This window comes from Sphingopyxis sp., from assembly GCF_051861155.1.
Lineage (GTDB): Bacteria > Pseudomonadota > Alphaproteobacteria > Sphingomonadales > Sphingomonadaceae > Sphingopyxis.
Genome location: NZ_JBHYDE010000009.1, coordinates 145932 through 170106 on the forward strand (window position 1 = coordinate 145932; position 24175 = coordinate 170106).

Annotated in this window: 22 protein-coding genes; 13 read left to right on the top strand and 9 right to left on the bottom strand. The window is 63.1% G+C overall.

Going from position 1 to position 24175, the window contains the following annotated elements; all coding sequences use genetic code 11:
- Positions 1-17: 17 nt before the first annotated feature.
- From ACTIFP_RS15960 to ACTIFP_RS16000, 9 genes are all read left to right on the top strand, one after another.
- Positions 18-749: an NAD(P)H-dependent oxidoreductase gene (locus tag ACTIFP_RS15960; RefSeq protein WP_374391950.1), complete on the top strand. Its 732-nt coding sequence runs from the start codon at positions 18-20 to the stop codon at positions 747-749.
- A gap of 119 nt (positions 750-868) precedes the next feature.
- Positions 869-1765, top strand: a complete 897-nt coding sequence (locus ACTIFP_RS15965) for a LysR family transcriptional regulator (RefSeq protein WP_439513688.1) — start codon at positions 869-871, stop codon at positions 1763-1765.
- 93 nt (positions 1766-1858) lie between these two features.
- Positions 1859-2326 (top strand): NAD(P)H-dependent oxidoreductase subunit E, encoded by a 468-nt coding sequence (locus tag ACTIFP_RS15970; protein WP_431592856.1) that lies wholly within the window; start codon positions 1859-1861, stop codon positions 2324-2326.
- Positions 2323-3897, top strand: coding sequence for an NADH-ubiquinone oxidoreductase-F iron-sulfur binding region domain-containing protein (locus ACTIFP_RS15975; protein ID WP_439569694.1), 1575 nt, complete (start codon positions 2323-2325; stop codon positions 3895-3897). The genes ACTIFP_RS15970 and ACTIFP_RS15975 overlap by 4 nt, the downstream gene beginning before the upstream one ends.
- Before the next feature lie 4 nt (positions 3898-3901).
- Positions 3902-6748, top strand: coding sequence for a formate dehydrogenase subunit alpha (gene fdhF, locus ACTIFP_RS15980; RefSeq protein ID WP_439569695.1), 2847 nt, complete (start codon positions 3902-3904; stop codon positions 6746-6748).
- Complete coding sequence (locus ACTIFP_RS15985) at positions 6745-6990, top strand: formate dehydrogenase subunit delta (RefSeq protein WP_374391958.1); 246 nt, start codon at positions 6745-6747, stop codon at positions 6988-6990. The genes fdhF and ACTIFP_RS15985 overlap by 4 nt, the downstream gene beginning before the upstream one ends.
- Positions 6987-7769, top strand: coding sequence for a formate dehydrogenase accessory sulfurtransferase FdhD (gene fdhD / locus ACTIFP_RS15990; protein ID WP_431592853.1), 783 nt, complete (start codon positions 6987-6989; stop codon positions 7767-7769). Before ACTIFP_RS15985 ends, fdhD begins: the two co-directional genes overlap by 4 nt.
- Before the next feature lie 2 nt (positions 7770-7771).
- On the top strand, positions 7772-8308 hold the full coding sequence (gene mobA, locus ACTIFP_RS15995; protein ID WP_439569709.1) for a molybdenum cofactor guanylyltransferase: 537 nt from the start codon (positions 7772-7774) through the stop codon (positions 8306-8308).
- Positions 8301-9506, top strand: a complete 1206-nt coding sequence (locus ACTIFP_RS16000; protein WP_431592854.1) for a molybdopterin molybdotransferase MoeA — start codon at positions 8301-8303, stop codon at positions 9504-9506. Before mobA ends, ACTIFP_RS16000 begins: the two co-directional genes overlap by 8 nt.
- Before the next feature lie 120 nt (positions 9507-9626).
- Here ACTIFP_RS16000 and ACTIFP_RS16005 read toward each other — a convergent pair whose 3' ends face one another.
- The 7 genes from ACTIFP_RS16005 to ACTIFP_RS16035 form a co-directional block, all read right to left on the bottom strand.
- Complete coding sequence (locus ACTIFP_RS16005) at positions 9627-9806, bottom strand: MbcA/ParS/Xre antitoxin family protein (protein WP_439569696.1); 180 nt, start codon at positions 9804-9806, stop codon at positions 9627-9629.
- A 250-nt stretch (positions 9807-10056) separates the two neighbouring features.
- Complete coding sequence (locus tag ACTIFP_RS16010; RefSeq protein ID WP_439569697.1) at positions 10057-10377, bottom strand: DUF736 domain-containing protein; 321 nt, start codon at positions 10375-10377, stop codon at positions 10057-10059.
- 1074 nt (positions 10378-11451) lie between these two features.
- On the bottom strand, positions 11452-12078 hold the full coding sequence (gene otnC / locus ACTIFP_RS16015; protein ID WP_431591846.1) for a 3-oxo-tetronate 4-phosphate decarboxylase: 627 nt from the start codon (positions 12076-12078) through the stop codon (positions 11452-11454).
- Complete coding sequence (gene otnK / locus ACTIFP_RS16020; protein ID WP_439569698.1) at positions 12075-13313, bottom strand: 3-oxo-tetronate kinase; 1239 nt, start codon at positions 13311-13313, stop codon at positions 12075-12077. Before otnK ends, otnC begins: the two co-directional genes overlap by 4 nt.
- The gene (locus ACTIFP_RS16025) at positions 13310-14014 is read right to left on the bottom strand and encodes an alpha/beta fold hydrolase (RefSeq protein ID WP_431591848.1); all 705 of its coding nucleotides are present in this window, start codon (positions 14012-14014) and stop codon (positions 13310-13312) included. Before ACTIFP_RS16025 ends, otnK begins: the two co-directional genes overlap by 4 nt.
- Positions 14011-14769 carry an HpcH/HpaI aldolase family protein gene (locus ACTIFP_RS16030; protein ID WP_439569699.1) on the bottom strand — a complete coding sequence of 253 codons (759 nt, stop codon included), beginning with the start codon at positions 14767-14769 and terminating at the stop codon, positions 14011-14013. The genes ACTIFP_RS16025 and ACTIFP_RS16030 overlap by 4 nt, the downstream gene beginning before the upstream one ends.
- Positions 14770-14773: 4 nt before the next feature.
- Positions 14774-15904, bottom strand: coding sequence for a hypothetical protein (locus ACTIFP_RS16035; protein ID WP_431591850.1), 1131 nt, complete (start codon positions 15902-15904; stop codon positions 14774-14776).
- Between the two features lie 181 nt (positions 15905-16085).
- Here ACTIFP_RS16035 and ACTIFP_RS16040 point away from each other — a divergent pair, with 181 nt between their 5' ends.
- A complete protein-coding gene (locus tag ACTIFP_RS16040; protein WP_431591851.1) occupies positions 16086-17126 on the top strand; it encodes a LacI family DNA-binding transcriptional regulator in 1041 nt (346 codons plus the stop codon).
- Between the two features lie 51 nt (positions 17127-17177).
- Positions 17178-18239 (top strand): ester cyclase, encoded by a 1062-nt coding sequence (locus ACTIFP_RS16045; protein ID WP_439569700.1) that lies wholly within the window; start codon positions 17178-17180, stop codon positions 18237-18239.
- A 96-nt stretch (positions 18240-18335) separates the two neighbouring features.
- Here the strand turns inward: ACTIFP_RS16045 and ACTIFP_RS16050 are convergent, their stop codons facing one another.
- Positions 18336-20765 (bottom strand): TonB-dependent receptor, encoded by a 2430-nt coding sequence (locus ACTIFP_RS16050; RefSeq protein ID WP_431591853.1) that lies wholly within the window; start codon positions 20763-20765, stop codon positions 18336-18338.
- A 197-nt stretch (positions 20766-20962) separates the two neighbouring features.
- Between ACTIFP_RS16050 and ACTIFP_RS16055 the strand changes: the two genes are divergently transcribed.
- Entirely contained in the window at positions 20963-22282 is a 1320-nt protein-coding gene (locus ACTIFP_RS16055; RefSeq protein WP_439569701.1) for an MFS transporter, read from the top strand.
- Positions 22283-22305: 23 nt separating this feature from the next.
- Positions 22306-23280, top strand: coding sequence for an asparaginase (locus ACTIFP_RS16060; RefSeq protein ID WP_431591855.1), 975 nt, complete (start codon positions 22306-22308; stop codon positions 23278-23280).
- 12 nt (positions 23281-23292) lie between these two features.
- On the opposite strand, the gene ACTIFP_RS16065 is transcribed toward ACTIFP_RS16060, so the two are convergent.
- Positions 23293-24174 (bottom strand): bifunctional 5,10-methylenetetrahydrofolate dehydrogenase/5,10-methenyltetrahydrofolate cyclohydrolase, encoded by an 882-nt coding sequence (locus ACTIFP_RS16065; RefSeq protein ID WP_431591856.1) that lies wholly within the window; start codon positions 24172-24174, stop codon positions 23293-23295.
- Between the last annotated feature and the right edge of the window lies 1 nt (position 24175).

Here is a 24175-nt window from a genome sequence, read left to right on the forward strand (position 1 = left end):
CTCCTGAAAGGCCACTCATGCACATCCTCTTTGTCGTAGCGCACCCAGAGCCAAACAGCTTCACAGGCGCCCTTCTCGAGAAGGCAAAGGCAGTCGCCGCGGAAGCGGGCGCCAGCTTCGAAGTGTCGGACCTCTATGCCGAAAAGTTCGATCCGGTCCTGGGTCGCGGCGACTTTTCGACGGTCTGGAATCCGGACTATTTCAGCGTCCAGGACGAACAGGCAGCCGCTGAGCGATCGGATGCATTCTCCGATGATATCAGCCGCGAGCAGGCGCGCGTCGCAAAGGCGAACCTGATCGTCTTTCTCTTCCCACTCTGGTGGGGTGGTCCGCCCGCGGTCGTCAAAGGCTGGTTCGATCGCGTCATGTCCTACGGCTTCGCCTATATGGACGGCGCGCGCTACGAACGGGGGCTGTTCCGGGGGCGGCATGCCATGCTCTGCATTCCGACCGGCGGCACGGCCGACCGCTTCACTGACGCCGGCACATACGGCTCGATCGAACGGGTCCTGTGGCCTTTGAAGCATTGTGCGCTGGCCTATACCGGTTTGACGCAGCTCGACGACTTCATTGCCTATGCGACCCCGCGAGTCGATGCAGCCCAGCGCGCCGCTTATCTGGAGGCCTGGGGAGCTCATCTTCGCGCTGGCGTTGACCGCGCGCGCCGCGAGGCTGCTCCGCAACCGCTGGTCCGTGGCCATGTCGGCGTCGCGCCGCTCGCCTTCGAACCGCATGTCGCCAGTGCCTGACGGAAGGCAGCCCGTCCGTGAGCGGCCCACGGCGGCGCGCCGTCCGTCTCACCAATAGAATGCGGAAACAGCCGAAACCCGACGACGTACTCTTGGCGAGCGGCTAATCTCCGGCATTCATGCAGACACGACTCGTCGAATATTTCCTTGCGCTGCACCGCGAACGCCATTTTGCGAGGGCGGCCGCTTCTTGCCACGTGTCGCAGCCGACCTTGTCGGCAGGCATCGCGATGCTCGAGACCCAGCTTGGCAAGCGGCTCGTTCACCGCGACCGCAAATATGTCGGACTGACGCCCGAAGGCGAAGCGATCCTGCCGTGGGCACAGCAGCTCGTCGCCGCCGCAGAGGCGATGGGCCAGGTTGCGGGTACGGCGCGCGGTCCGCTCAAGGGTGAATTGCGGCTCGGAGCGATTCCTGCTTCGATGCCGGCTACAGGCTATCTCGTAGAAGCCGTGCGCGCCCGCTTTCCGGAGCTCAATGTACAGCTGCGAGCACTGACCTCGCGGCAAATCGAGCGTGAGCTTTCCGGTTTCGAACTCGACGCCGGGGTTACCTACCTGGACTTCGAACCCCCGGCCCACACCCTCGCCGTGCCGCTCTACGGCGAGCGAAGCATGCTTGTGAGTTCACGTGGCGGGATTGCGCTCCCGGAGCGGCCCGACTGGAGCGACCTTGGCCGTCTCCCCCTTTGCCTCCTGCCGCAAGGCATGCAGAATCGGCGCATTCTCGATGCGAGGCTGGCCACGCTCGGGTTGGCGCTGCGGCCGATCGTGACCGCGGATTCCTACCTCGCGCTTCTGGCAATCGTCCGGCAAGGGCAGCTCTGCTCGATTATGCCGACAAGTCACGCGATGCTTCTCGATGGTCTCGACTGGGCGATAGCCACCCCATTGCCCGACACGGGGGACCTCAATCGCGTAGGGGTCATCGTCTCTGATCACACTCCGATGAGCCCGTTGGCTCAAAGCGTTCTTGCAGTAGCACGCGATCTTCAACTCCCCCGCGACATGCTCTAATCTTGATAGATAAAGGCTATCAAACATGCGATTGTTCGATTTGACGGCTCAATCCGCCTGAGGCACGCAATTCTGCCGGAGAAGGTGGACGATATGCTGGCGGATGCTGCAAATCAGGTGATTGAAGACTGGGTAAGCCGACATGGCCGCGGCCGTGAGCAGCTGTTGCCGCTGCTCCACGCGATCCAGAATGCGATAGGCTATATCGATGATGGCTTTGTGCCACTCCTCGCATGCGCGCTCAACCTCTCACGGGCCGATGTGCATGGCGTGGTCACTTTCTATCATGACTATCGGCGCAGGCCGGCTGGGAAGCACGTCGTAAAACTCTGCCGCGCCGAAAGCTGCCAAGCGCGTGGCGGAGCGGAGGTCGAAGCGGCAGCCACTAGAATATTCGGCGTCCCGATGGGCGAGACACGCCGCGACGGTCAGGTCAGCCTGGAGCCCGTTTATTGCCTGGGCCTTTGTGCGATAGGGCCCAACGCCCTGGTCGACGGGCGCCCCATTGCAGGCGTCAACGGGGCGGCGCTCGATCGCATTGCGGCCGAGATCGCCGCGTGACACGGGTTTTTATCAGCTGCGACATGGCGTCGGTGGCGCTCGGCGCGGACGCCGTCGCACGCGCGTTTTCCGAAGCGGGATGCGAGGTGGTTCGCACCGGTTCGCGCGGCCTGTTCAGCATCGAGCCTCTGGTCGAGGTCGAGACCGGCGAAGGCCGGGTTGGTTGTGGCCCGGTTGGACCGGGCGATGTATCGGCGGTGCTCCAAAATACCCATCCGGCCCGCCTTGGCGATGTCGCCTCGCTTCCCTTCTTTGCCGCCCAGCAGCGATTTACCTTCGCACGCTGCGGGATCGTCGATCCGCTGAGTGTGGCCGACTATGCCGCGCATGGCGGCTGGACGGGGCTCGACATCGCACGATCGGCCGAGCCGCAGGCCGTGGTCGATACCGTCAAGGCAAGCGGCCTGCGCGGGCGCGGCGGCGCGGGCTTTCCGACGGGCGTCAAGTGGCAGACCGTCCTCGATGCGCCCGGCGGCTCCAAATATATCGTCTGCAACGCCGACGAAGGCGACAGCGGCACTTTCGCCGACCGGATGCTGATGGAGGGCGACCCGTTTTGCCTGATCGAAGGCATGGCGATTGCCGCGCACGCGGTCGGGGCGAGCCATGGCTATATCTATATCCGCAGCGAATATCCGTTCGCAATCGACACGATGCAGAAGGCCCTCGCGCTATCCGCAAGCCGAATTGCGCCCTTCACCCTCGAAGTGCGCGTTGGCGCCGGCGCTTATGTGTGCGGCGAAGAGACCGCGCTGCTCGACAGCATCGAGGGCAAGCGCGGACAGGTGCGCGCCAAGCCGCCGCTGCCCGCGCTCTCCGGCCTGTTCGGCAAGCCGACGGTGATCAACAATGTGCTGAGTCTCGCCGCGGTGCCCTTCATCCTGTCGGCGGGCGCCGATGCCTATGCCCATGTCGGCTTCGGCCGCTCGCGCGGGACGATGCCGGTACAGCTTGCAGGCAATGTGAAGAATGGCGGCCTGTTCGAGGTCGGCTTCGGCATCACGCTCGGCGAACTGGTGAACGACATCGGTGGCGGCACGTCGAGCGGCCGGCCGGTGCGCGCGGTGCAGGTCGGCGGACCGCTCGGCGCCTATTTCCCGCCGTCGATGTTCGACCTTCCCTTCGATTACGAAGCCTTCACGCAGGCCGGCGGGCTGATCGGCCACGCCGGGATCACCGTTTTCGACGACAGCGTCGACATGGCGCATATGGCGCGCTTCGCGATGGAATTCTGCGCCGTCGAAAGCTGTGGGAAGTGCACGCCGTGCCGGATCGGGTCGACCCGCGGCGTCGAGATTATGGATCGGATCATGGATGCACGAGGGAGGAGATCCTCGATGCAGGAGCGCCTTGCCGGTCCACTGGGCAAGGCGCTCCACTCGCGCAGCCCCGACCGGATCGACGTGAGCATCCCGGCACAGACCGCGCTACTGCGCGACCTTTGCGATACGATGAAATACGGCTCGCTCTGCGCGCTCGGCGGATTCACCCCCTATCCGGTGCTGAGCGCGCTCGATCATTTCCCCGAAGATTTCGGCGTCCCCGCGCCTGCTATCGAAGCAGCGGAGTAGAATCATGAGCTTCACCCGAGAAATCGACCATGGCACCCCGCCCGCGCTGGCGACCGGCCGCGATATCACGCTGACGATCGACGGCGAGGCGGTGACGCTGCCCGAAGGCACGTCGATCATGCGCGCCGCGTCACTGACCGGCACCGCGATCCCGAAGCTTTGCGCGAGCGATAATCTCGAAAGCTTCGGATCGTGCCGCCTCTGCCTTGTCGAGATCGAAGGCCGAAATGGCTATCCCGCAAGCTGCACCACCCCGATCGCCGACGGCATGATCGTGCGCACGCAGACCGACCGGCTGAAGCAGCTCCGCAAGGGCGTGATGGAGCTCTATATCTCCGACCACCCGCTCGACTGCCTGACCTGCGGTGCGAACGGCGATTGCGAATTGCAGGATCAGGCGGGCGCGGTTGGCCTGCGCGACGTGCGCTACGGCTATGACGGCGCGACCAACATGGGGCAGGCGAAGGATCATTCGAACCCCTATTTCGATTTCGATCCGTCGAAATGCATCGCCTGCTCGCGCTGCGTTCGCGCCTGCGACGAGGTGCAGGGGACGTTCGCGCTGACGATGGAGGGACGCGGCTTCGACACCAAGGTCTCACCCAGCCAGGGGCAGGATTTCCTGTCGTCCGAATGCGTGTCGTGCGGCGCCTGCGTACAGGCCTGCCCGACAGCAACGCTGATCGAGAAGAAGGTCGTCGAAGTCGGCACGCCCGAGAAGGCGGTCGTCACCACCTGCGCTTATTGCGGCGTCGGCTGCACCTTCCGCGCCGAGATGCGGGGCGAGGAACTCGTCCGCATGGTGCCGTGGAAGGACGGCAAGGCGAACCGCGGACACAGCTGCGTCAAGGGCCGCTTCGCGTGGGGCTATGCCCGGCATCAGGACCGCATCCTGAAACCGATGGTGCGTCAGAACATCACAGATCCCTGGCAGGAAGTGAGCTGGGAGGAGGCGATCGCGCGGGTGGCCAGCGACTTCCGCCATATCCAGGCCAAATTCGGAACGCGCGCGGTCGGCGGCATCACCTCCAGTCGTTGCACGAACGAAGAAACATTTCTTGTCCAGAAGATGATCCGGCAGGGTTTCGGAAACAACAATGTCGATACTTGCGCGCGCGTTTGCCACTCACCGACCGGATACGGACTGAAGACGACATTCGGAACCTCGGCGGGAACGCAGGATTTCGACAGCGTGATGCAATCGGACGTGATGCTGGTGATTGGTGCCAATCCGACCGATGGCCATCCCGTCTTCGCGAGCCGCATGAAGAAGCGCCTGCGACAGGGCGCCAAGCTCATCGTCGTCGATCCGCGGCGCACCGATCTCGTAAAATCGCCGCACGTCGAAGCCGAGCATCATCTGCCGCTGCGCCCCGGCACTAATGTCGCCCTTCTTACTGCGATGGCGCATGTCATCGTCACCGAACGCCTTTTTGACGAGAGCTTCATTCGCGAGCGCTGCGATTGGGACGAATTCCTCGACTGGTCCGACTTTGTTGCCGAAGCTCACCGCTCTCCGGAAGCGACAGAAGCCCTCACCGGTGTGATGTCGGAAGAGGTTCGCGCGGCGGCAAGGCTTTACGCGACGGGCGGGAATGCCGCGATCTACTATGGCCTCGGCGTTACCGAACATAGTCAGGGCAGCTCGACAGTGATGGCGATCGCCAACCTCGCGATGGCGACGGGCAATGTCGGGCGCGAGGGCGTCGGGGTGAACCCGCTGCGCGGCCAGAACAATGTCCAGGGCGCGTGCGACATGGGCAGCTTCCCGCATGAATTCTCGGGCTACCGCCATGTCTCGGACGAGGGCGCGCGCACCCTTTTCGAGAATGCCTGGGGCGTGAAACTAGACAGCGAGCCGGGACTGCGCATCCCGAACATGCTCGACGCCGCGACCGACGGGCATTTCAAGGGGCTGTTCATCCAGGGTGAGGACATTCTGCAGTCCGATCCCAACACACATCACGTCGCGGCGGGCCTCGCCGCGATGGAATGCGTCGTCGTGCAGGATCTGTTCCTCAACGAGACCGCGAACTACGCGCATGTTTTCCTGCCCGGATCGACCTTCCTCGAAAAGGACGGCACCTTCACCAACGCCGAACGCCGCATCCAGCGCGTCCGCAAGGTGATGGCGCCGCTCAACGGCCATGCCGACTGGGAGATCGTCCAGCTGGTCGCACAGGCGCTCGGCCTCGACTGGGACTACAAGCATCCGTCGGAAATCATGGACGAGATCGCGGCGCTGACCCCGACCTTCGCGGGCGTCCATTACGACCGGCTCGACGACGAAGGCTCGCTGCAATGGCCCGCGAACGATGCGGCGCCCGACGGCACCCCGACGATGCACATTGGCGGGTTCGTGCGCGGCAAAGGCAAGTTCGTCGTCACCGACTATGTCCCGACCGACGAGAAGACCGGGCCGCGCTTCCCGCTGCTGCTCACCACCGGGCGCATCCTCAGCCACTATAATGTCGGGGCACAGACGCGGCGCACCGCGAACACCGCCTGGCATCCCGAGGATCGCCTCGAGATACACCCACTCGACGCCGAAAATCGCGGCATCAAGGATAGCGACTGGGTGAGCCTCCGAAGCCGCGCCGGCGAGACCACCCTGCGGGCGCTCATCACCGAGCGGGTGGCGCCCGGCGTCGTATATACGACCTTCCACCACCCCGACACGCAGGCGAACGTAATTACGACCGACTATTCGGATTGGGCCACGAACTGCCCCGAGTATAAGGTCACTGCGGTGCAGGTGGGCCTCTCGAACGGTCCGTCCGATTGGCAGGAAGATTATGCCGATCATGCGCGCAAAAGTCGACGCATTGCACCCATCGAAGCCGCCGAATGATGACGGGAGCGGTTGAAGACGGCGTGATGTCGACCGAGGATCGACTGATCTACATGGCCAACCAGATTGCCCGCAATCTAGAGGCGCTAGGTCCCGAACACTCCGTACAGATGGTGGCAGATCATATACGCGATTTCTGGGATCCATCGATGAAGCGTCGGATCGTTGCGCTGGCAAGCAGCCGGCCCGAAGCCCTCTCACCCATCGCGAGCGCAGCGGTTGGTCGGATCGCGCCCACTTGACCGTACCGACAACCAGTTACCCCTTTCGGCGCATCGCGGCGAGCGGAGACATTTCCCATGTCGAACGCGAACTGGCCGAAGAAGTCCCGATCGCCCTCGAGTTTAACGGTATCGGATATGCGGTGCTGATGGCGACGCCGCACGATATCGAAGACCTGGTTGCAGGCTTTCTATTGGCCGAGCGACTGCAGTTTGCGGGTGACACTGTCATCAACGTCTCACTTCACCGCGCCGAAGCCGGGCTGGTTGCCCGTGCGACGCTGCCCGCCGATCGCGCCGGCGCCCTGCTTGACCGCATCCGTCACCGCGCGTCGGATTCCTCTTGCGGCCTATGCGGAATCGAAAATCTGGAGCAGGCGATGCGTCCGCTTCCGCCCGTTGCGGCGAAGTGCGAGGCCGGCAACGATGCGGTCTTCAACGCCCTCGCCGAACTTTCCCGCTTCCAACTGCTGAATGCACGTACCGGCGCTGTGCATGCTGCGGCCTTGGTCGATGCGAGGGGATCGATCCGCATCGTCCGCGAGGATGTCGGAAGGCACAACGCCTTCGACAAATTGATCGGTGCCATGCGCCGCACGGGTGCGGCATGGGATGGCGGTTTTGCGCTCCTGTCCTCGCGTTGCTCCTTCGAGCTCGTCGAGAAGGCCGCGCTCGCCGATTGCCCGATGCTGGTCACTATCTCGGCTCCCACGCGTCTCGCCGTCGAGCGGGCCGCAAAGGCGGGGCTTGAACTCAGGGTCCTTGCGCGTCCGGATGCGCTGCTCGCGAGCGAATATTGACCATGCGGATTGCCGGTGTTGTCTTCGCAGGAGGCAATTCGCGCCGCTTCGGCCGCGACAAGGCCCTGGAGCTTTTTCGAGGCGTGGCCCTGATCGAGTGGGCGCTGGCCGCGCTTGGTCCATATGTGGAGCGGCGATTTGTTTCAGGACGCCTTTATCCTGGCCACGAGACGGTCGTCGACCGTCCCTCCGGCGGCCTTGGTCCCTTGGCAGGATTGGCGGGCGCGCTGCAGGCCGCAGCGGGCGAAAATTACACCCATCTTCTGTCGCTCCCTTGCGACGCTCCGCTGATCCCCGACGGGCTGATGACGGCGCTTGGCAAGCGAAGCGACGGGGCTTTTCTCCAGACATGTCCGGTGATCGGGATGTGGCCCACGCATTTCGGCGGCGATCTTGAGCGGTACTTGGCGGCAGGCGGTGACAAGTCAGTGTTGGCTTGGGCCACCAAAATGTCCATTCAGCCACTTGGCGGGTTCGGCAATATCACGAACATAAATTACGAGGCCGACCTCGCAAGGATCGCTACCTCGCATGACTGAGAAGATCAGCGTGAGTGAAGCGCTCGACCGGATCGAGAGCCACGTCGCTCCCTTGCTGCCGCGCATGATCCGTCTCGATGCCCAGGCTTATGGTCAGATCCTCGCTCGGACGACGACTGCGGCCGCAGACACGCCTCGGTTCGACTGTTCCGCGATGGATGGCTTCGCACTCGCGACTTCCGAAACTTCGACCGCAACCGAGCAGCGCCCCGCGCAGTTCGAACTCGCGGCCGACATTCCCGCAGCGAGCAGACAGGACAAATTGGAACTAGGAACTGCCGCCCCGATCAGTACCGGCGCACCTCTGCCGGCTGGAGCAACGGCCGTCGTTGCCAAGGAGCAATGCCGTGTGGACCGGGGAAAACTTCTCATCTCAGAACCAGTCACGCCTTGGCGAAATGTCCGCCGACAGGGCGAAGATATGGCGAGCGGCGCGTTGGTTGCGAGCCCCGGGAGCTTTCTGTCCCCCGCGCTGATCGGAGCACTCCTCGCCTATGGTGTAGCGCAAGTCGAGGCGCGCTCGCTCCCCAAGGTCCACATCCTGCCGACAGGTTCTGAGTTCGCCTTGCCAATTCCTGCGGCATCGGTGCCGCGGATAGACTGCAACGGGCCAATGATCGGCGCAATATGCCGCTCGCTCGGCGTCGACTTTCACATCCAAGACCCGGTGCCCGACGACGCCGACATATTGTACGCAGCACTCCAAAGCCTTCAGGGAACGCCCCGCGCTGACCTCATCCTCTCAACTGGCGGCGTGTCGGTCGGCCCACATGACCTTGTCCGGGCGGCACTCGAAAAGGCCGGTGCGCGTATCGTGTTTCACGGTATCGCCATGCGGCCGGGCAAGCCGATATTGTTCGCGGTATTGCCCGACGGCCGTCCGTTCTTCGGGCTGCCGGGCAACCCCGTTGCAGCGTTGGTCGGCTTTCGATTTTTCGTCCTGGCGGCCATTCGCCAGCTGGTCGGCATAGACCGCGAATTGGGCCGCCCCATCGCCGCCCCCCAACCACCGCGAGAGGGTATCACGCAGTTCCTCCGCGCTCGCATCGCGGGAGATGGCTCGATCGTGCTGTCCGATGACCAGCGCTCGCACGTCATGCGCTCACTCATCGATAGCGACCATTGGGTATGTCTCGATGGCACTGGGCCGGAAGCAACCGCAACTATATTCCGCCAATCGCCAAGTTTGGCCGAGTGACGCCGCGTACCGGCCCCCCGACAGCCGGGATCCAATAACAAAACGCCGGTCGCCCGGATCCGGCGGTGGAGCGAGGTCATGCGCGAGCTTGTCGGCCGGTCGCTCTGACGCCGGAGCGTTTCAGCTTTTTGGCAGGTGTGCGAGCACGACCCGGAGGTCCGCCTCCGTGCCACAAGCTTCGATCGGTCGCCGTCCGGCGAGCTTCGGATGGGCGCTGTTGAGGAAAAGCTGCGATCGCGCAGGGTCGCGAAACGCGGTGTTGGTGGCTGAGGTCATGCGGCAGCCCCCATGCCGCCCCATCGCCCCCTTGCTTCCGCTTCCCGGCGCCTGACCGAATACTCACCGACACGCCGAACCAGCGATCCACCACGCCGATCGGATCATGATCTTCGAAACACCGCGACATGCAGCCCCTCAGGCAGAACCCCTGCGCAGTTCCCCAGTTGGCCAAGGGCCTGCCGGGCCAGACATGCCGAATGGCGGCCCGAAGACCGCCGTCCATCGACAGAAAGAGAAACCGGCTCCGCCCGAAGGCGGAGCCGGATGGCCGTCAGGCCGGCGGATTCCAGATGATGACCTTCTTCATCGGGTCGTCGCCCGGCGCATTGGCGACATTGCCGTAGATGGTCCCGAATTCGGGGGCCGACATGGTGACCGACACATATTCGGCGCCGTTGTTCTGCGAGAAGCGCTTCCAGCCGGCGCCCAGCTCGAAGCCGTTCTTGCGGCTGAGGATGCGATAATCGGGCTCATTGTCCTTGGTCTTGCGACCGTTCGGCACGATCGCAATCGGCGCGGTGACGTTGAGGGTGGCCAGCGTGCCTTCGAAGCTGCCGTCGGCCTTGACGTTGAGGTTGGCAATGGTGGGCATATCAAATCTCCTTCGCTTGCTCGGGGGACATCCCCGATGGCGCCGGAAGAAGGGGCCGCGAGCTGCCGTCACCGAGCGGCACGCGAGGGCGAACCCCGCATGGGGTTGACGGCCAGAAGCGAGCCGGACCAGCAAACAGGCGAAAGGAGGGGGTGACCTCGGGCAGGCCAGGGAGCGTTGCCCACCGCTGCCCAAAACCAGCCGACGCGCGAAGCTCCGTCTGGTCCCGGCGGGCTCGGTCGCCGAGATCCCGCAAGGGCCTTTCCCCGCGACCCACAAGAGAAAGTGGTGCGACTCACAGTGCGACCGCGGACGGCGGAGAGGGCCGGATGTCTTGGAGCAAAGCAGGGCGACAATTGCCGCCCAGGCCCTGCAATCATTCCACAGGGCCTCGACGCCGGCGCGAAGCGCCCGAGAAGAAGGCGCTCTTGGCGAGCCCGCGGCCGGGCGGCGTGCGCGCGGGCCTGGGGGCCAGCCGCCGCCCGGCAAGGATAGCGAGCCAAGTGCGCCGCGCGGCCCAAAACAACGCGCGGCCCCTGGCGCCGCCCGGCGGCGCCAGAGCACGCCCAATTCAGCCGCGCTCGATTTGGCCGGCCGGATTCCGGACGTTCAACCGTTGTAGCGGATGACCGGCCCTGGCTCTCCGCAGAGGCCGCAGGGGCCTCTCAACCGCTCGAAGCCTCCGGTCCCGCTCGCCGAACTGGCAGCGACACTCGCCTGTGCGATCGACGAAAGGTCGAGCCGGTCGGCGATACATTCGTCGCAAAGCGGCGTCCCGTCCATCCTGCGGACCAGTCCTGCCACTCGCTCCGCTATGGTGGGCCGCTTTGTCATGAATGCTGCGATAGTCAGGCAAATCGACAAACGGAAGCCCCTGCGAAATTGGCCGGTAACGGACCGTCTGCTTGCGAATTCGAAAGTGGCTTTGCCGACGTTCGACCTCGCAGCTTACGGCCCTCATGCAAGCTACCTACGGAGCTCTCCGGCAACGGCGCGTGGCGATCCTGAGCGTCGGCTACCGGTCGCCGAATCCACTGCTCCGGGGATTCATTGCTGCCAGCGTTCATTGATCAGCTAGTTACACCGAAGCGCTTCAGTTTCTTCGCAATTCAACAATTGCGCTCCGCGATGCCCGACGAGCAAATAGAGTTTTGCCGTCTGCTCAAGCTCTTCGACCGCCGCCGTTGCCTCGGCTAGCGAGAGGCCCGAGACAACAGGTCCATGATTTGCCAAAAGAATCGAAGAATATGTCCCCTGCAGTTCGTCGATCGCCTGGGCCACGCGGGGATCACCCGGTCGAAAATAGGGTAGCAATGCGGTCCGCCCGACCTTCATCAGATAATAGGCCGTCAGCGGCGGAAATACGTCAGTCGGATCGAGGCCGGGCAACATCGAGGCAGCAACCGAGTGGGTTGAATGCAGGTGCACGATGGCACGCGCGGCACCGCGCGAACGGTACATCGCGCCGTGCAGTGGCAGCTCCTTTGTCGGCGCAAGGCCCTCCAATATCCGCCCAGCGGGATCGAGAAGAGTGAGCGCCGCCGGATCAAGGCCGCCAAGGGAGGATTTCGTCGGCGTAACGAGCATCCGACCATCGTCGAGAAGGACGCTGATGTTGCCCGAGGTTCCGTGCGTATATCCCCGATCGAAAAGCGACCGGCCAAGATGGCAGATTTCTTCGCGGGCGCGCACCAGGCTCACGCATTTTCCTCCATCATCCTCAGCGCCTTTTCGAAAAAGTCCTCGTCACCGAAATTGCCCGACTTCAAGGCAAATCCGACGCCGCCGGCTGACAATAGCGGAACGCCCGGAGCCACATCGGGGCCGACGGCCATCGCCCCGAGGCTTAACGCCTCTACAACCGCGCCGGACGTTTCGCCGCCCGCAACTACCAGTCGCGTTACGCCCCGTTTCCTCGCGCGCAGCGCAAGCCCGGCCATCAGCTCCTCGATCGCTGCCGAAGCGGCCCCGAAGTCCGCTTGGGCGCGACTGTTTGCTACGGCATCGGGGGTGATAGTCGAATAGATCAAGGGGGCTTTCTCGTGATATTCGCGCGCGAAGGCATCAGCATACTCGAGAACGGGATAGCCCGCCAGCAGCGCGGCGCCGTCGATCGCAAAGGCGGGGCGGGCTTGTCTGTATCGCGCCACCTGCGCATTTGTCGCGGCCGAACAGCTTCCGGCGAGAACCAGCGCCGGCCCGGGCCGAGCTTCATAATCCGTCTTGCTGTCCGCGATCTGTCCTGTCGCCCTAAAATTTTCGGGCAGTCCCATCGCAAGCGCCGATCCCCCCGTGATTAGCGCCATATCCTTGGCCGCACGGCCGATCGCGCGAAGATCGCTATCTGCAACGGCGTCACAAACGACGAGCCCGTCGGGCGCTGCGGCCAGCGCATGCGCGATAGCGTCGGCGCCCCGCGTTACCGTCCGGTGGGAAATATGGGAAACCGCGCCTCTGGACTGATGGCCAAGCCAACGGCGGATGTCGCTGTCGGTCATCGGCGTAATCGGGTGGTTGCGCATGCTCGATTCGTGCAAAAGCGTATCCCCGACGAAGAGATGACCCTGATAAACCGTCCGACCGTTTGCGGGAAAGGCGGGGCAAACGATGGCTTTCGTGATGCCAATCTCCCGAAGCAGAGCTTCCGCGACTGGACCGATATTGCCCTCTTCAGTTGAATCGAAGGTCGAACAGTATTTGAAGTAGAACTGCTCGCACCCCGCGGCGCGGAGCGCGCGGAGCGCCGCGACAGATTGCTGCACCGCGTCGGCGGGCGCGATCGACCGGGTCTTGAGCGCAACGACACCCGCGTCGCCCCGCGCGCTTTCGATATCGGCGACCGACGTCAGGAGGCTCGTGCGCATCCCCTGGCCGGTCAGGATGCTCGCCAGGTCGCCCGCTCCCGTGAAATCATCGGCGATGCACCCCAGAATCATAGATCATGCTCTTTCAGAAAAGTCTCGATCGCGTCGCCACAAGCCGTGGGCGCTTCCAACGGCAGAAAGTGCCCGGCATCCGCGATCATCCTAAGCGTGGCGTTCGAGGCATGCTGCAGATCGAGATAGCGTTGGCGCGGGCAGACACGATCATCCATCCCGGCAAGTGCGAGGAGCGGTCGGCCCGATGCGTTGACCACGGCGCGCAAATCGGGGCGATGGATGTTCATCTCCGCCTGCCGACCATGCACGTCGTGCCCCGCCGCTTCGGCCATGTCGGCGATAAGGTCCACGACATCGTCAGGAGCCGGACAGGACGGCGACACAAGAGCCGCTCCGCGACCCTCCATCCAGACGCGCAAGCCCTCAGCGCGACCGGCTGCAACCTCGGCCCGGCGAAGATCGGCATTGGCCGGGTCGTCGGGGAAGGCGTTGCCGGAGAGCAGGATCACGCCGACCACCCGGCCGGGCGCCATGCGAAGCGCATCGAGCGCCACGAACCCGCCCAGCGAGAAACCGAGCGCGACAAATTCGTCGGGCACCGCTTGTAGCAAGGCAGTCGCCGCGGCCGCCACGCGATCATGATCGTTGTGCGACCAGAAGATAGCCGGGCGGGCCAGGCGAGCCAGAAGCGGCGCAAAAACGCGCGCGTCGCACAGCGTCCCGCCCAGGCATAGTAGCGGGCGCCCGGTTCCGCTCATGCCCGGCTGGCATTGACGGCATCGCGCATGGCGCCGCGCAGCAGGGCGGCGTCGTTGCCCGGCGTGACGAGATCGAAACCCTGCGCGACACGCATTGCGGCCGACGCACCGTTGGAGCAGAAAATTCCTGCGATCTTGCCTGTCTCGACCGTGCGGCGGCGTACCAACTCGATTGCATCGGCGACTTCGGGAACACTGCTTTCGTTTTCGGGGCGATAGCCGAGCGCCAGCGACAGATCGTTCGGCCCGACGTAAATTCCATCGAGGCTCGGAACCGCGAGAATTTCCTCGAGATTGTCGAGCCCCTCGCGCGTCTCGATCATCCCCAGCACCAGCAGTTCGCGATTGGCGCCGTCACGGTAATCGGCCCCGCCGTACAACAGACCGCGCGCGGGACCGAAGGACCGGGATCCGTCCGGCGGATAACGACAGGCCGCAACGAGCTGGGCCGCGTCGTCCGCGGTCGAGATCATCGGGCATATCACGCCATAGGCACCCGCATCGAGGAACCGCATGATTTCCGACGGCACAAGCGCTGACGGACGGACCAGCGGTATCGCATCTGTGCTGGAAATCGCCTGAAGCATGGCAATCGCCGTTTCGAATCCAATCATGCCGTGCTGGCAATCGACCGTTGCCGCATCGAATCCCTGATGCGCGATCGATTCCGCCGCATAGCCCGACCCGAGCGAAAGCCACGCGTTGACGATCGGACGTCCTTCAACCTTGAGCTGGCGCAGCCTGTTCACACGCATCGTCCTAATTCTCCGGCAGCAAGGAGGCGGGCGCAAGATATCCGTTCGGGTCGCGCCCGAGGTTGGCCGTAAGAGCCTGCTCGACCAGATCGGCGTCCCATTCGATGATCGCACGCGCGTCACCGGCGGTCGTCACGCTCATCAGGACCGGCACGTTGCCGACCGATCGATACGTCCGCCAAGCGTCTCCCGGCACCGAATATGTCGACCAGGGCTCCGCCCTTGCGCGGCTCTCGCTTCCTTCCGGCCCAAGAACGACTTCGAGAGAACCTTTGCGCACGATAAGCACCTGTTTCGGAGAGACCCGGAAGGGGCCGACCTGCTGACCGGGCTCGATACGCATATATTCCAGGCTGAAACCGTGCGGGTTGCGGATTTTGGCGTCCGCGTCGCGGTCTTCGGACATCCCCGGACCAATCACCGGCGCAATTTCGCATCCATGGCCGGGCACGACGTGATCGAGGGTGGCGGCGCCAGACCACACGAGCTCGTCGACCGCGACCATTCGCGCACGCATCTGTTCGGGGGTGTAGGACCGCATCGCCGCGATATCGGAATCGCTCAGTGGAACGATCAGGTCTTCATCCGCCGGCTTGGGCGCGCCGGTCGCGGTATCGACCATCATATTGTCGCGCGTGAGATAAAGCCCGTGCTCCGCCGCATTGTCCAATATGCTCGGATGCCAGACAACGCCGCCCGACTCATCCTGCCCCAACAAGGTGAAGATCCAGCTGTCGTCGGGCCCGGTATTGGTGAAGCCGCGAAAGATCCAGGTCGGAATCGAAAGCGTATCGCCGGCCCGTCCGACAATTTCGCCGTCCATGCCGTCGGGCCCCCAACGAAACGTCCATTCCCCGCGATAGATCATGAATACCTCCGCGGTATAGTGCATGTGGAGATTGTTCGTGACACCGTGCGGCATCGCCGCGACGCCTAGAGCAAAGCCATGCGGCTCGGCGAGGTTGACGACCTGCTCGGCGGACTGGGTGACGCCCGGGCCGATGATCGAATAGTTGAGCTTGCGGTCCGATCCGGGAAGCTTGCAGTCGATGAAAGCGAGCTGGCACGGCACCAGATCCTCGTAACGGATCAGCCGACTTTCGGCGCTGACGCCATCGCTGCTCTTCGCATTCATGATCGAACCTCATCCCCGCTGCTGATCACCGCCGGTCGCGGTTACAGGTTCGTATTAGCACTGCATTCGAATGCACACAATAGCCGCTTCGTGGCAATTGATGTTTTGCTTCGCAGTGAGAGGAAGATAAGAAGCGGGCGCCGGCTTTGCCGGACGGCAACAGAATGGCGGACACCCGATTATGGCGCGAAGATCGACACAGGCGGCGAGCGAAGGAACGGACAAGGCGAAGCCCGTCACATCTTACGATGTTGCACGGGAAGCCGGCGTCTCGCAGTCGGCGGTGTCGCGATACTTCACGCCGGGAGCCAGTGTTTCGGCGCGGACCCGCGCCAAGATACTGAAGGCGGTCAACAAGCTCGGCTACCAGCCCAATGCCATCGCCCGGAGCCTGATCACGCGCCGGTCGAGTCTCGTCGCAGTGGTCGTCGCGAACCTTGGTTTCAATCCGGAATTCACGTCGATTCTGGGGCAGTCGCTCAGCGCCCGCGGACTCAACACCCTGCTCTTCACACTCGATCACGAAAGCGACGCAGATCATGTAATCGACCAGCTGTGGCAGTATCGCGTCGCCGGCGTCGTCGCGGCTGTCACGCTGCCTCCGCGGCACGTCGACATGCTGTCGCAGCGCGAAATTCCGCTGGTTTTCGTCAATCGCGCCTATGAGGAGGTGCCGGTAAACAGTGTTTCCTGCGACCAGTCCGAAGGGGAGCGCTGGCTGGTCGACGAGCTTTGCGCCGCGGGGCATCGCCGGATCGCCATCGTATCCGGTCCGGAGGATTCGCCGGTCAGTCGGCAGCGGGTGTCGAGCGCCGCGGAGCGGCTGGCAAACGCCGGCGTCAAACCCGTCGAAATCGTCGTTGCCGACTTCACCTATCAGGGCGGCCGCGAGGCGATGCGCAAACTCGCGGCGGGCCCGGCGCGGCCCGATGCCATTATCTGCGCCAACGACATGCTCGCGATCGGCTGCATGGACGAGGCCCGTCATGCGTTGGGCCTGCGGATACCCGAAGACATTTCGATTGTGGGCTTCGACGGCTCGGCGCCCGGACAATGGGCAAGCTATGATCTCGTCACGATTCGCCAGCCCACGAATCTGATGGTCGACGCGGCAATCGATATGCTGATGGCGCGCATCGACGACCCCCAGCTGATCACCGAGAAGCGAGTCTTTTCCGGCGAACTGGTCCGCGGCGCCTCCGCAAGGCTCACAGACACTTGAATTGCAGCGGGAAGAAGTTTAGCATTCGAATGCAACAATTGAGGATGCATGATGCCAGATTTTGATCCCCTCGCCGACCTGAAGCAGGCTGCCTACGCGCCGTTTCGCGACCCTCGCGATTATATCCTATCCTGGACCGACCAGATCTGGATCGATAAGGGCCTCGGCCGGCTCGGCGAACATTATGCCGACGATATCAAGGTTCATACCGCCTATGGCGAGACCTATGACTTCGAGCATGTGATCCTGAACAGCGTTCAGAAGATGAGCGCCTTTCCGAATGGCGGCGGCGGATCAGGCGAAGACGTCGTCTGGGAACAGCGCGGACCGATGGGCTTTATCAGTTCGCATCGTGTCCTCAAGACCGGGACTAATCTTGGATATTGGACCTACGGCCCGCCAACCGGGAAAAACTGGGTGTCGCGCACGATCGCGCATTGCCTAGTTCAGGACGGCAAGGTGGTCGAGGAATGGTTGGTGCGCGATGAATATGCCGTATTGCAATCGCTCGGCATCGATCCGGAAACCGTCGCCGCCGACCTTGCGAAGGCCTCTCCGGTAACGGGCGAGATCATGGCGATCGCAGACGACGCCGGCCCGTTTGCAGGATCCTACCCCAATCCCGCGCGCGAGGGCGTGTCGGGGATTCGGCCCGAACGCTTCGACGCAGAATGCCAGACGATCCTCGACATGTACGAGACGGTTTGGAACCGGCGCCGGTTCGACCGCGTCGTCGATTATTGCGATCCAAAGGTCGTTTGTCACACCGTGCGCCTGCATCGCGCACAGGCGATCGATCCCTATCAGCAACAGATCATCGACCTCCTCGCCGTCTTTCCCGACGCAAAGATCGAGGTGCGCGACCTTGTTGTCTGCCAGTCAGGCGAACTCGGCCAGCGCATCGCAGCGATCTGGGTACTTCATGGCACTTATTCGGGCGTACCGCTCTATGGACCGCCGACGCGCAGTCCGGTCAAGATCCTCGGCGCAACGCACTTCGAGATGAAGGACGGCAAGATTTTGCGCGAATGGCGATTGTTCGACGAGATTGCCGTGCTTGCACAGATCATCGGTGCCCGCACCAATGCCGCGAAGCAGGCGACAGCTGACTGACAAAAAGCGGCGGGGGGGCCTCAGCCCCCACCGCCATTTCCCGGACAAAAAAGGGGGGCGAAAGCCCCCCTTTCCTTTTGAGTCCTTCCGCCCGGCCTAGAAGCGGATCTTCACGCGCGCGCCGTAGTTGCGCGGCATGCCCCAGTTCGCCTGCTGCAGCCCGTCACCGCCGGTCTGCGTCCGCTGATTGAGCATCTCGTTCTCGAGATTCTCGCCATAGACTTCGAGCGTCCACCGTTCGTCGGCCGACTGGAACGAAAGCCTGACGTCGGTCTGCGTGAAGCTCGGCTGGAAACCCGAGAGATCGTAGGGCAGGCCGCCATGCGCGAAATAGGAGTCGCTATAGCGAAACTGCACTTGCGGCGTCAGGGTGCCGACCCCGATGTCGAAATCATATCCCGTGGCGATCGAGAAGGTGAATTCGGGCGTATAAGGCGGACGCTCGCCGCGCAGCTCGATGAAACGGCTGGTTGGAACCGCACCGTTAATGACCTGGAAGCCGCCCGGCAGATTGATCCCGAAGCGCCCGTATTTTGCATCGAGATAGGAAGCGCCGATCGAAATCTTCCAAGAGTCCACCGGCAGCAATGCCAGCGAGACTTCCGCCCCGCGCGCCTTCAATACGCCGCCGTTCGAGGACAGCGTGATGAACGAGCCCGCATTGGCCGGATTGGGAATCTGGAACGTCGTAGCCAATTCCGAATAACGCACGTCATAGAGCGAGACGTTGAGTTCGGCCCTGCGATCCCAGAAACGCGATTTCAGGCCAAACTCGTATGAGCGCGACTTTTGCGGCTGGGTCACGGTGCCGTTCTGGTTCATCACCCCGGACAGGAAGCCGGTCGAGGCAGTGCCATAGAGCATGACGTCAGGATTGATGTCGAACTCCGCACCGGCACGCCAGGTGACGTTTTCGAAGGTCGCCGTGACATCGCTCTTCGCCGTCGCCGTCGCCGGGTTATAGGGAAAGATGACCCGCGGATCCGTGGGCGCGACGCTCGGCGTGAGGCTACCGAAATAGGCGGCGTTGCCATTGATCGCATGCTTGCGCTCATTGTTGTAGCGAATGCCGCCGATAACCCGCAGCGCGTCGGTGATCGAGAATTTCGCTTCGCCGAAGATGCCGAGGTAGCGGCTGTTGATGAACTGGGTGTTGTTCGATGCCGAATTGATCGAATTGGCCAACGACACGATCGGCGTTCCGGTGAGCACCGGCAGAACCACACCATTGGTCGATGTCGCTGTCGGACGCGCAGCGAGATTGTCGACCGTGTGGCGCAGCGACGAGTAAGAAAACAGCAGCTTGTCGTAAGACGCATAGCCGCCTGCGGTAAGCTCGAGCGGGCCGTCCCACTGCGAAATCAGCTGGATTTCCTGCGAGTAGGATTTGTTGTTTTCTTCCACCCATTCGCGCCCGTGCGCGTTCGAGCTGTAGTCGGAATCGTTGCCGAGCAGCGACTTGTAGTCCGTGAAGGAGCTTATCGACTTCAGAGCGACGGCGCCGAAATCGAAATTGCTTTCCAGCGTGACGTTCGCTTCGCGCAGACGATCGTCGTGGACATAGTCGCGAATGACGGTCCGCTTGTCCTTGTTCGAAAGGCCCGGCCGGCCGTCGATCATATCGAATGCAGGCGTTCCGCCCGAACCGCGACGCGGGTTCTGGCAATCAAAGACCGGTCCGAACGGATCGGTGAGCCCGTTGGTCGCAACCGTGCGGCAGGCACCGTTGATGGCGAACATGCCCGCCGGATTGCCATCTTCGGCGATGCGGGTGAAGCGAAGCGTGAAGTCGACATTGTCGCTCGCCTTCCAGAGCGCCGAGGCGCGGAAGGAGAAGGTGTCCGCGACACCGAGGTTCGGCCCGATCAAATTTTTGACCCAGCCATCGCTGTTGTCGGTCAGCAGTGCGAAGCGAGCAGCGAAATTGTCGCTGATGCCTGCGTTGACCACCAACTCGTTACGCAGATCATTGAAGCGGCTGTAGCGCGTGTCGATGCTGCCGCTAAGGCCGGGCTCGGAGGTGTCGGGCGCGTTCGTGTAGATATTGATCGCGCCGCCGAGCGTGTTGCGGCCATAGAGCGTGCCCTGCGGTCCGCGCAGGACTTCAAGGCGCTGCACGTCGAAGAAGGCGCGCGATTGCTGAGACGAACGCGGCTTGAAGACGCCGTCGACGAAGAAGCCGACAATCGAGGTGTTGTCCGCGAACGTGCTGTTCGAGTTCGCGCCGCGAAGCGCGATCTTCGAATCATTGCCGCCCTTCGCGAAAACCATGCCTGGCGAAAGCTGCTCGAGGCGGGAGACGTCGTTGATGCCGTTCTTGGCAAGATCATCGCCGGAAAGGGCCTGAACCGTTGCACTGACGTCTTGCAGGTTCTGCGAACGCTTCTGTGCAGTGACGACGATTTCACTCAGGCCACCCTCTTCTGCGGTATCCGCGGCGGGTGAGGGTGCGGCCTCCTGCGCGGCAGCGGGCGCTGCCGAGAGCAGGGCCGCGATGGTGAGGCTTCCGGCAGTCCAGAAACGCATCCGATTTGTGCAGTGCATGATTCCCCCTAGGTCTCAAAGGGACTCGAAGCGGCCCCGGCGTTGATTTGTACTTCGAATGCAAAAATCAAACAAGATGTTTTTGACGCAGGCGCCGATAGCGTATCAATCTTACCTAGATCCCTCCAATTTCCGTTGATTTATTGCGACATATTCGCAATATCTCTGTCACAAACCAATTGCATTCGAACGCAAATGATCGCAAAGTCTCCGACGGGAGGAAGATGATGACAGAAACCAACAACAGGCCCTTTCCGCGCGCCGAAGACATGTCGCTGACGCGCCGGCTCATCGCCCTCGGCTTTCTCGCCGTCGCTTATATTTTCTATGCCTGGGCATGGAATACGGTCGATGTCCTTCGCCCCTATATTGCGAACGACCTGAAGCTCAGCCTGACCGAGGCCGGATCGCTCTACAGCGTACAGGCGCTTGGAGCGTTGGTCGGCGCAGTGATCAACGGGCAGCTCGCCGACCGCTTTGGCCGTCGTAACGCGCTGATGGTGGTCATGGTCGGCTATGGCACGGTCCTCGCGCTTGGAACCATTGTCACCAGCTATCCGCAGATTCTGACCCAGCGCTTCGTGCTCGGCTATTTTACCGGATCAATGTATCCGATTACTGTCGGAATCTATGCGGGGCTTTTCAGTTCCGAAGTTCGCGGTCGCGTCGCCTCGGTCATCATGGGCTCCTCCTATCTAGCTGTCTCACTTCTGGGCGCGGCCTCAACCTTCATATTCGAGCGTTCGCTCGACTGGCACCTGCTGCTATGGGCTGGCGCAGTTCCCGTCGCGCTGGCATTTCTGGCTCCCCTCGCCGTTCCGAACGATCGAAGGATGATCCCGTTCGGCGGTGCCGTCACCAGCGCGACCGCGAAAGGCAAGCTGCCGATCAGCGAGCTCTTCTCGCCGCAGTTCCGTCGCCAGACGATCATGCTGACCATGGTCTCGGGCTTCAATTTCTTCGCTTATCAGGCCTTCAGTGGCTGGGCGACAACCTATCTCAAGACCGTCCGCATGTTCAGCGACGCTGCGATCGGCGTGTCGGTCAGCTGGATGTTCGCAGGCAGCGTCATCGGCGGATTCTTCTGGGGCTGGGTCGGCGACCGGTTCGGGCGCCGCGCCGCCGCGGTTGGCTTCTTCCTCGCGGCAGCGCTCATCCTCGTCTATCTCTACGCGCCGATCAGTCCCGACGTCCTCAATATCGTCGCCTTCGGTTATGGCGCGTGCCTCGCTTGCAGCGTCGTATGGGGACCCTGGCTCTCCGAACTCTATCCCCCTCACCTGAAATCGACCGCCGCATCGATCTTTAACTGGGGACGCATTTTCAGCTTCTTCGCACCGCTTCTGACCGGTCAGATCGCGGAGTATTTCGGGCTCGCGGCCACGATGACCATCGCCAGCCTGGTCTTCTCGATCGCAGCGATCATCTGGCTCAGCCTCCCCGAAACCCTGAAGCGGAAGACAGAACCGGTCCCGGTCGCTCCCGTTCCGGCTGCCTGAGCATCATGGGCGATGTCGCCAGCATGACGCGAACGGTCGGCATATTCTCCACGGGCGGGACCATTGCGATGACCGCGCAGCCAGGCGAACAGGGCGTCGCACCGGAAGCGGGTTTCGATCTGCTATCGCCTATGCGCGCGGCGCACCCCGATCTGGGGCTGGAGCATATAGAGCTCTTCGCCAAGCCGAGCGCGAGCGTCTCGCTAGCCGATGTCCAGCAGATTGCCGACCAGATAGAGGCGGGGCTGCAGGCGGGCTTTTGCGGCGCGGTGGTGACGCACGGAACCGATACGCTGGAAGAAACGGCTTTCGCGCTATCGCTGCTGATGCCCACATCAAAACCCGTCGTCGTGACAGGGGCGATGCGAAGTCCGGAAGCGGCCGGTGCCGATGGCCCCGCAAACCTCGCGTCGGCGATCTTCGTCGCCGCAAACCGCGAAGCGGAAGGCCTTGGTCCCGCCGTGATGTTCGGCGACGAAATTCACGCGCCGCACCTGGTGAGAAAGATCCATAGCAGCCGACCCCATGCCTTTACGTCGGACCCGTTCGGACCGATGGGCCACATCGTCGAAGGGCGGCTCGACCTGCAGATGCGCCCGACACTCGTCCGCAAGCCGTTGCGCGTTGGCGGGCCAGTCCCGCCCGTTCCGATCATCCAGGCCGGTCTGGATCTTGAGCCCGAGACGGTCGCAGCCTTCTTTGGCGCCGAAATCGGCGCACTCGTCATCGCGGGGGTCGGCGGCGGCCACGTCTCGTCGCGGGCCGTCGACGCGATTTCGGACCTCGCGCAGGCAATTCCGGTGATCATCACCAGCCGCGTCGGAATGGGGCATACCCTGTCGCGCAGCTACGCCTATGGCGGCAGCGAAATCGATCTGGCGCGGCGCGGCGTGATCAACGGGGGCCGCTGGCGGCCGGCGCAAGCGCGCATCATCGTCCAGCTTCTGTTGTCGGACGGCAAATCGCGGCAGGACATCGCAGACTGGCTATCGCACTAGGCGCGCACTCTTTCAGCCCGCGCGGAGCTCTGCGCCCCGCCGCCCCAGCGCCGCCTGAAAGGTGTTGAGCAGCAGGCACGCGATCGTCATCGGTCCGACGCCGCCGGGCACCGGCGTGATCGCTCCAGCAACCACCGCGGCTTCTTCGAACGCCACGTCACCGACGAGGCGCTTTTCGCCGTCGCTTGTGACGATGCGGTTGATCCCGACGTCGATGACGATCGCGCCGGGCTTGATCCATTCTGCGCGGACAAGCCCCGGCTTACCCACCGCTACCACGACGATGTCGGCGCGCTTGCAGATTGCGGGCAGCCCGACCGTCTTGATATGGGCGACCGTCACCGTGCAGCCCGCCGAAAGCAGAAGGTCAGCCATGGGCTTGCCGACGATGTTCGACATGCCGATGACCACGGCATCGAGCCCTTCAATGTTTGAACGGACCGTTTCGATCAGAAACATCGCGCCCATCGGGGTACAGGGGATAATCCCGCCGGCGCCCGTTACGCGTTCACCGACGTTGGTCGGATGAAAACCGTCCACATCCTTGGCAGGGTGCACGGCCCTCAGCACCTTGGTAACGTCGATCTGCCGGGGCAGCGGCAGCTGGATCAGGATACCGTCAGTATCGGGATCATGGTTCAGCTGGTCGACCAGCGCCAGAAGTTCGGCTTCACCAATGCTCGAGTCGAGCCGATGTTCGACGGAATCGATGCCGACCGATCGGGCCGCCCGGCTCTTGCTGCGGACATAGGTGTGGCTGGCCGGGTCGTCTCCGACCAGGATCACGCCAAGGCGCGGCACCACCCCGGAAACGGCAAGCGCCTCGACCTTGACCTTGAGTTCTTCGTTCAGGCGCCGCGCGAGCGCGGCGCCGTCGATCAGCGCGGCCGCCATA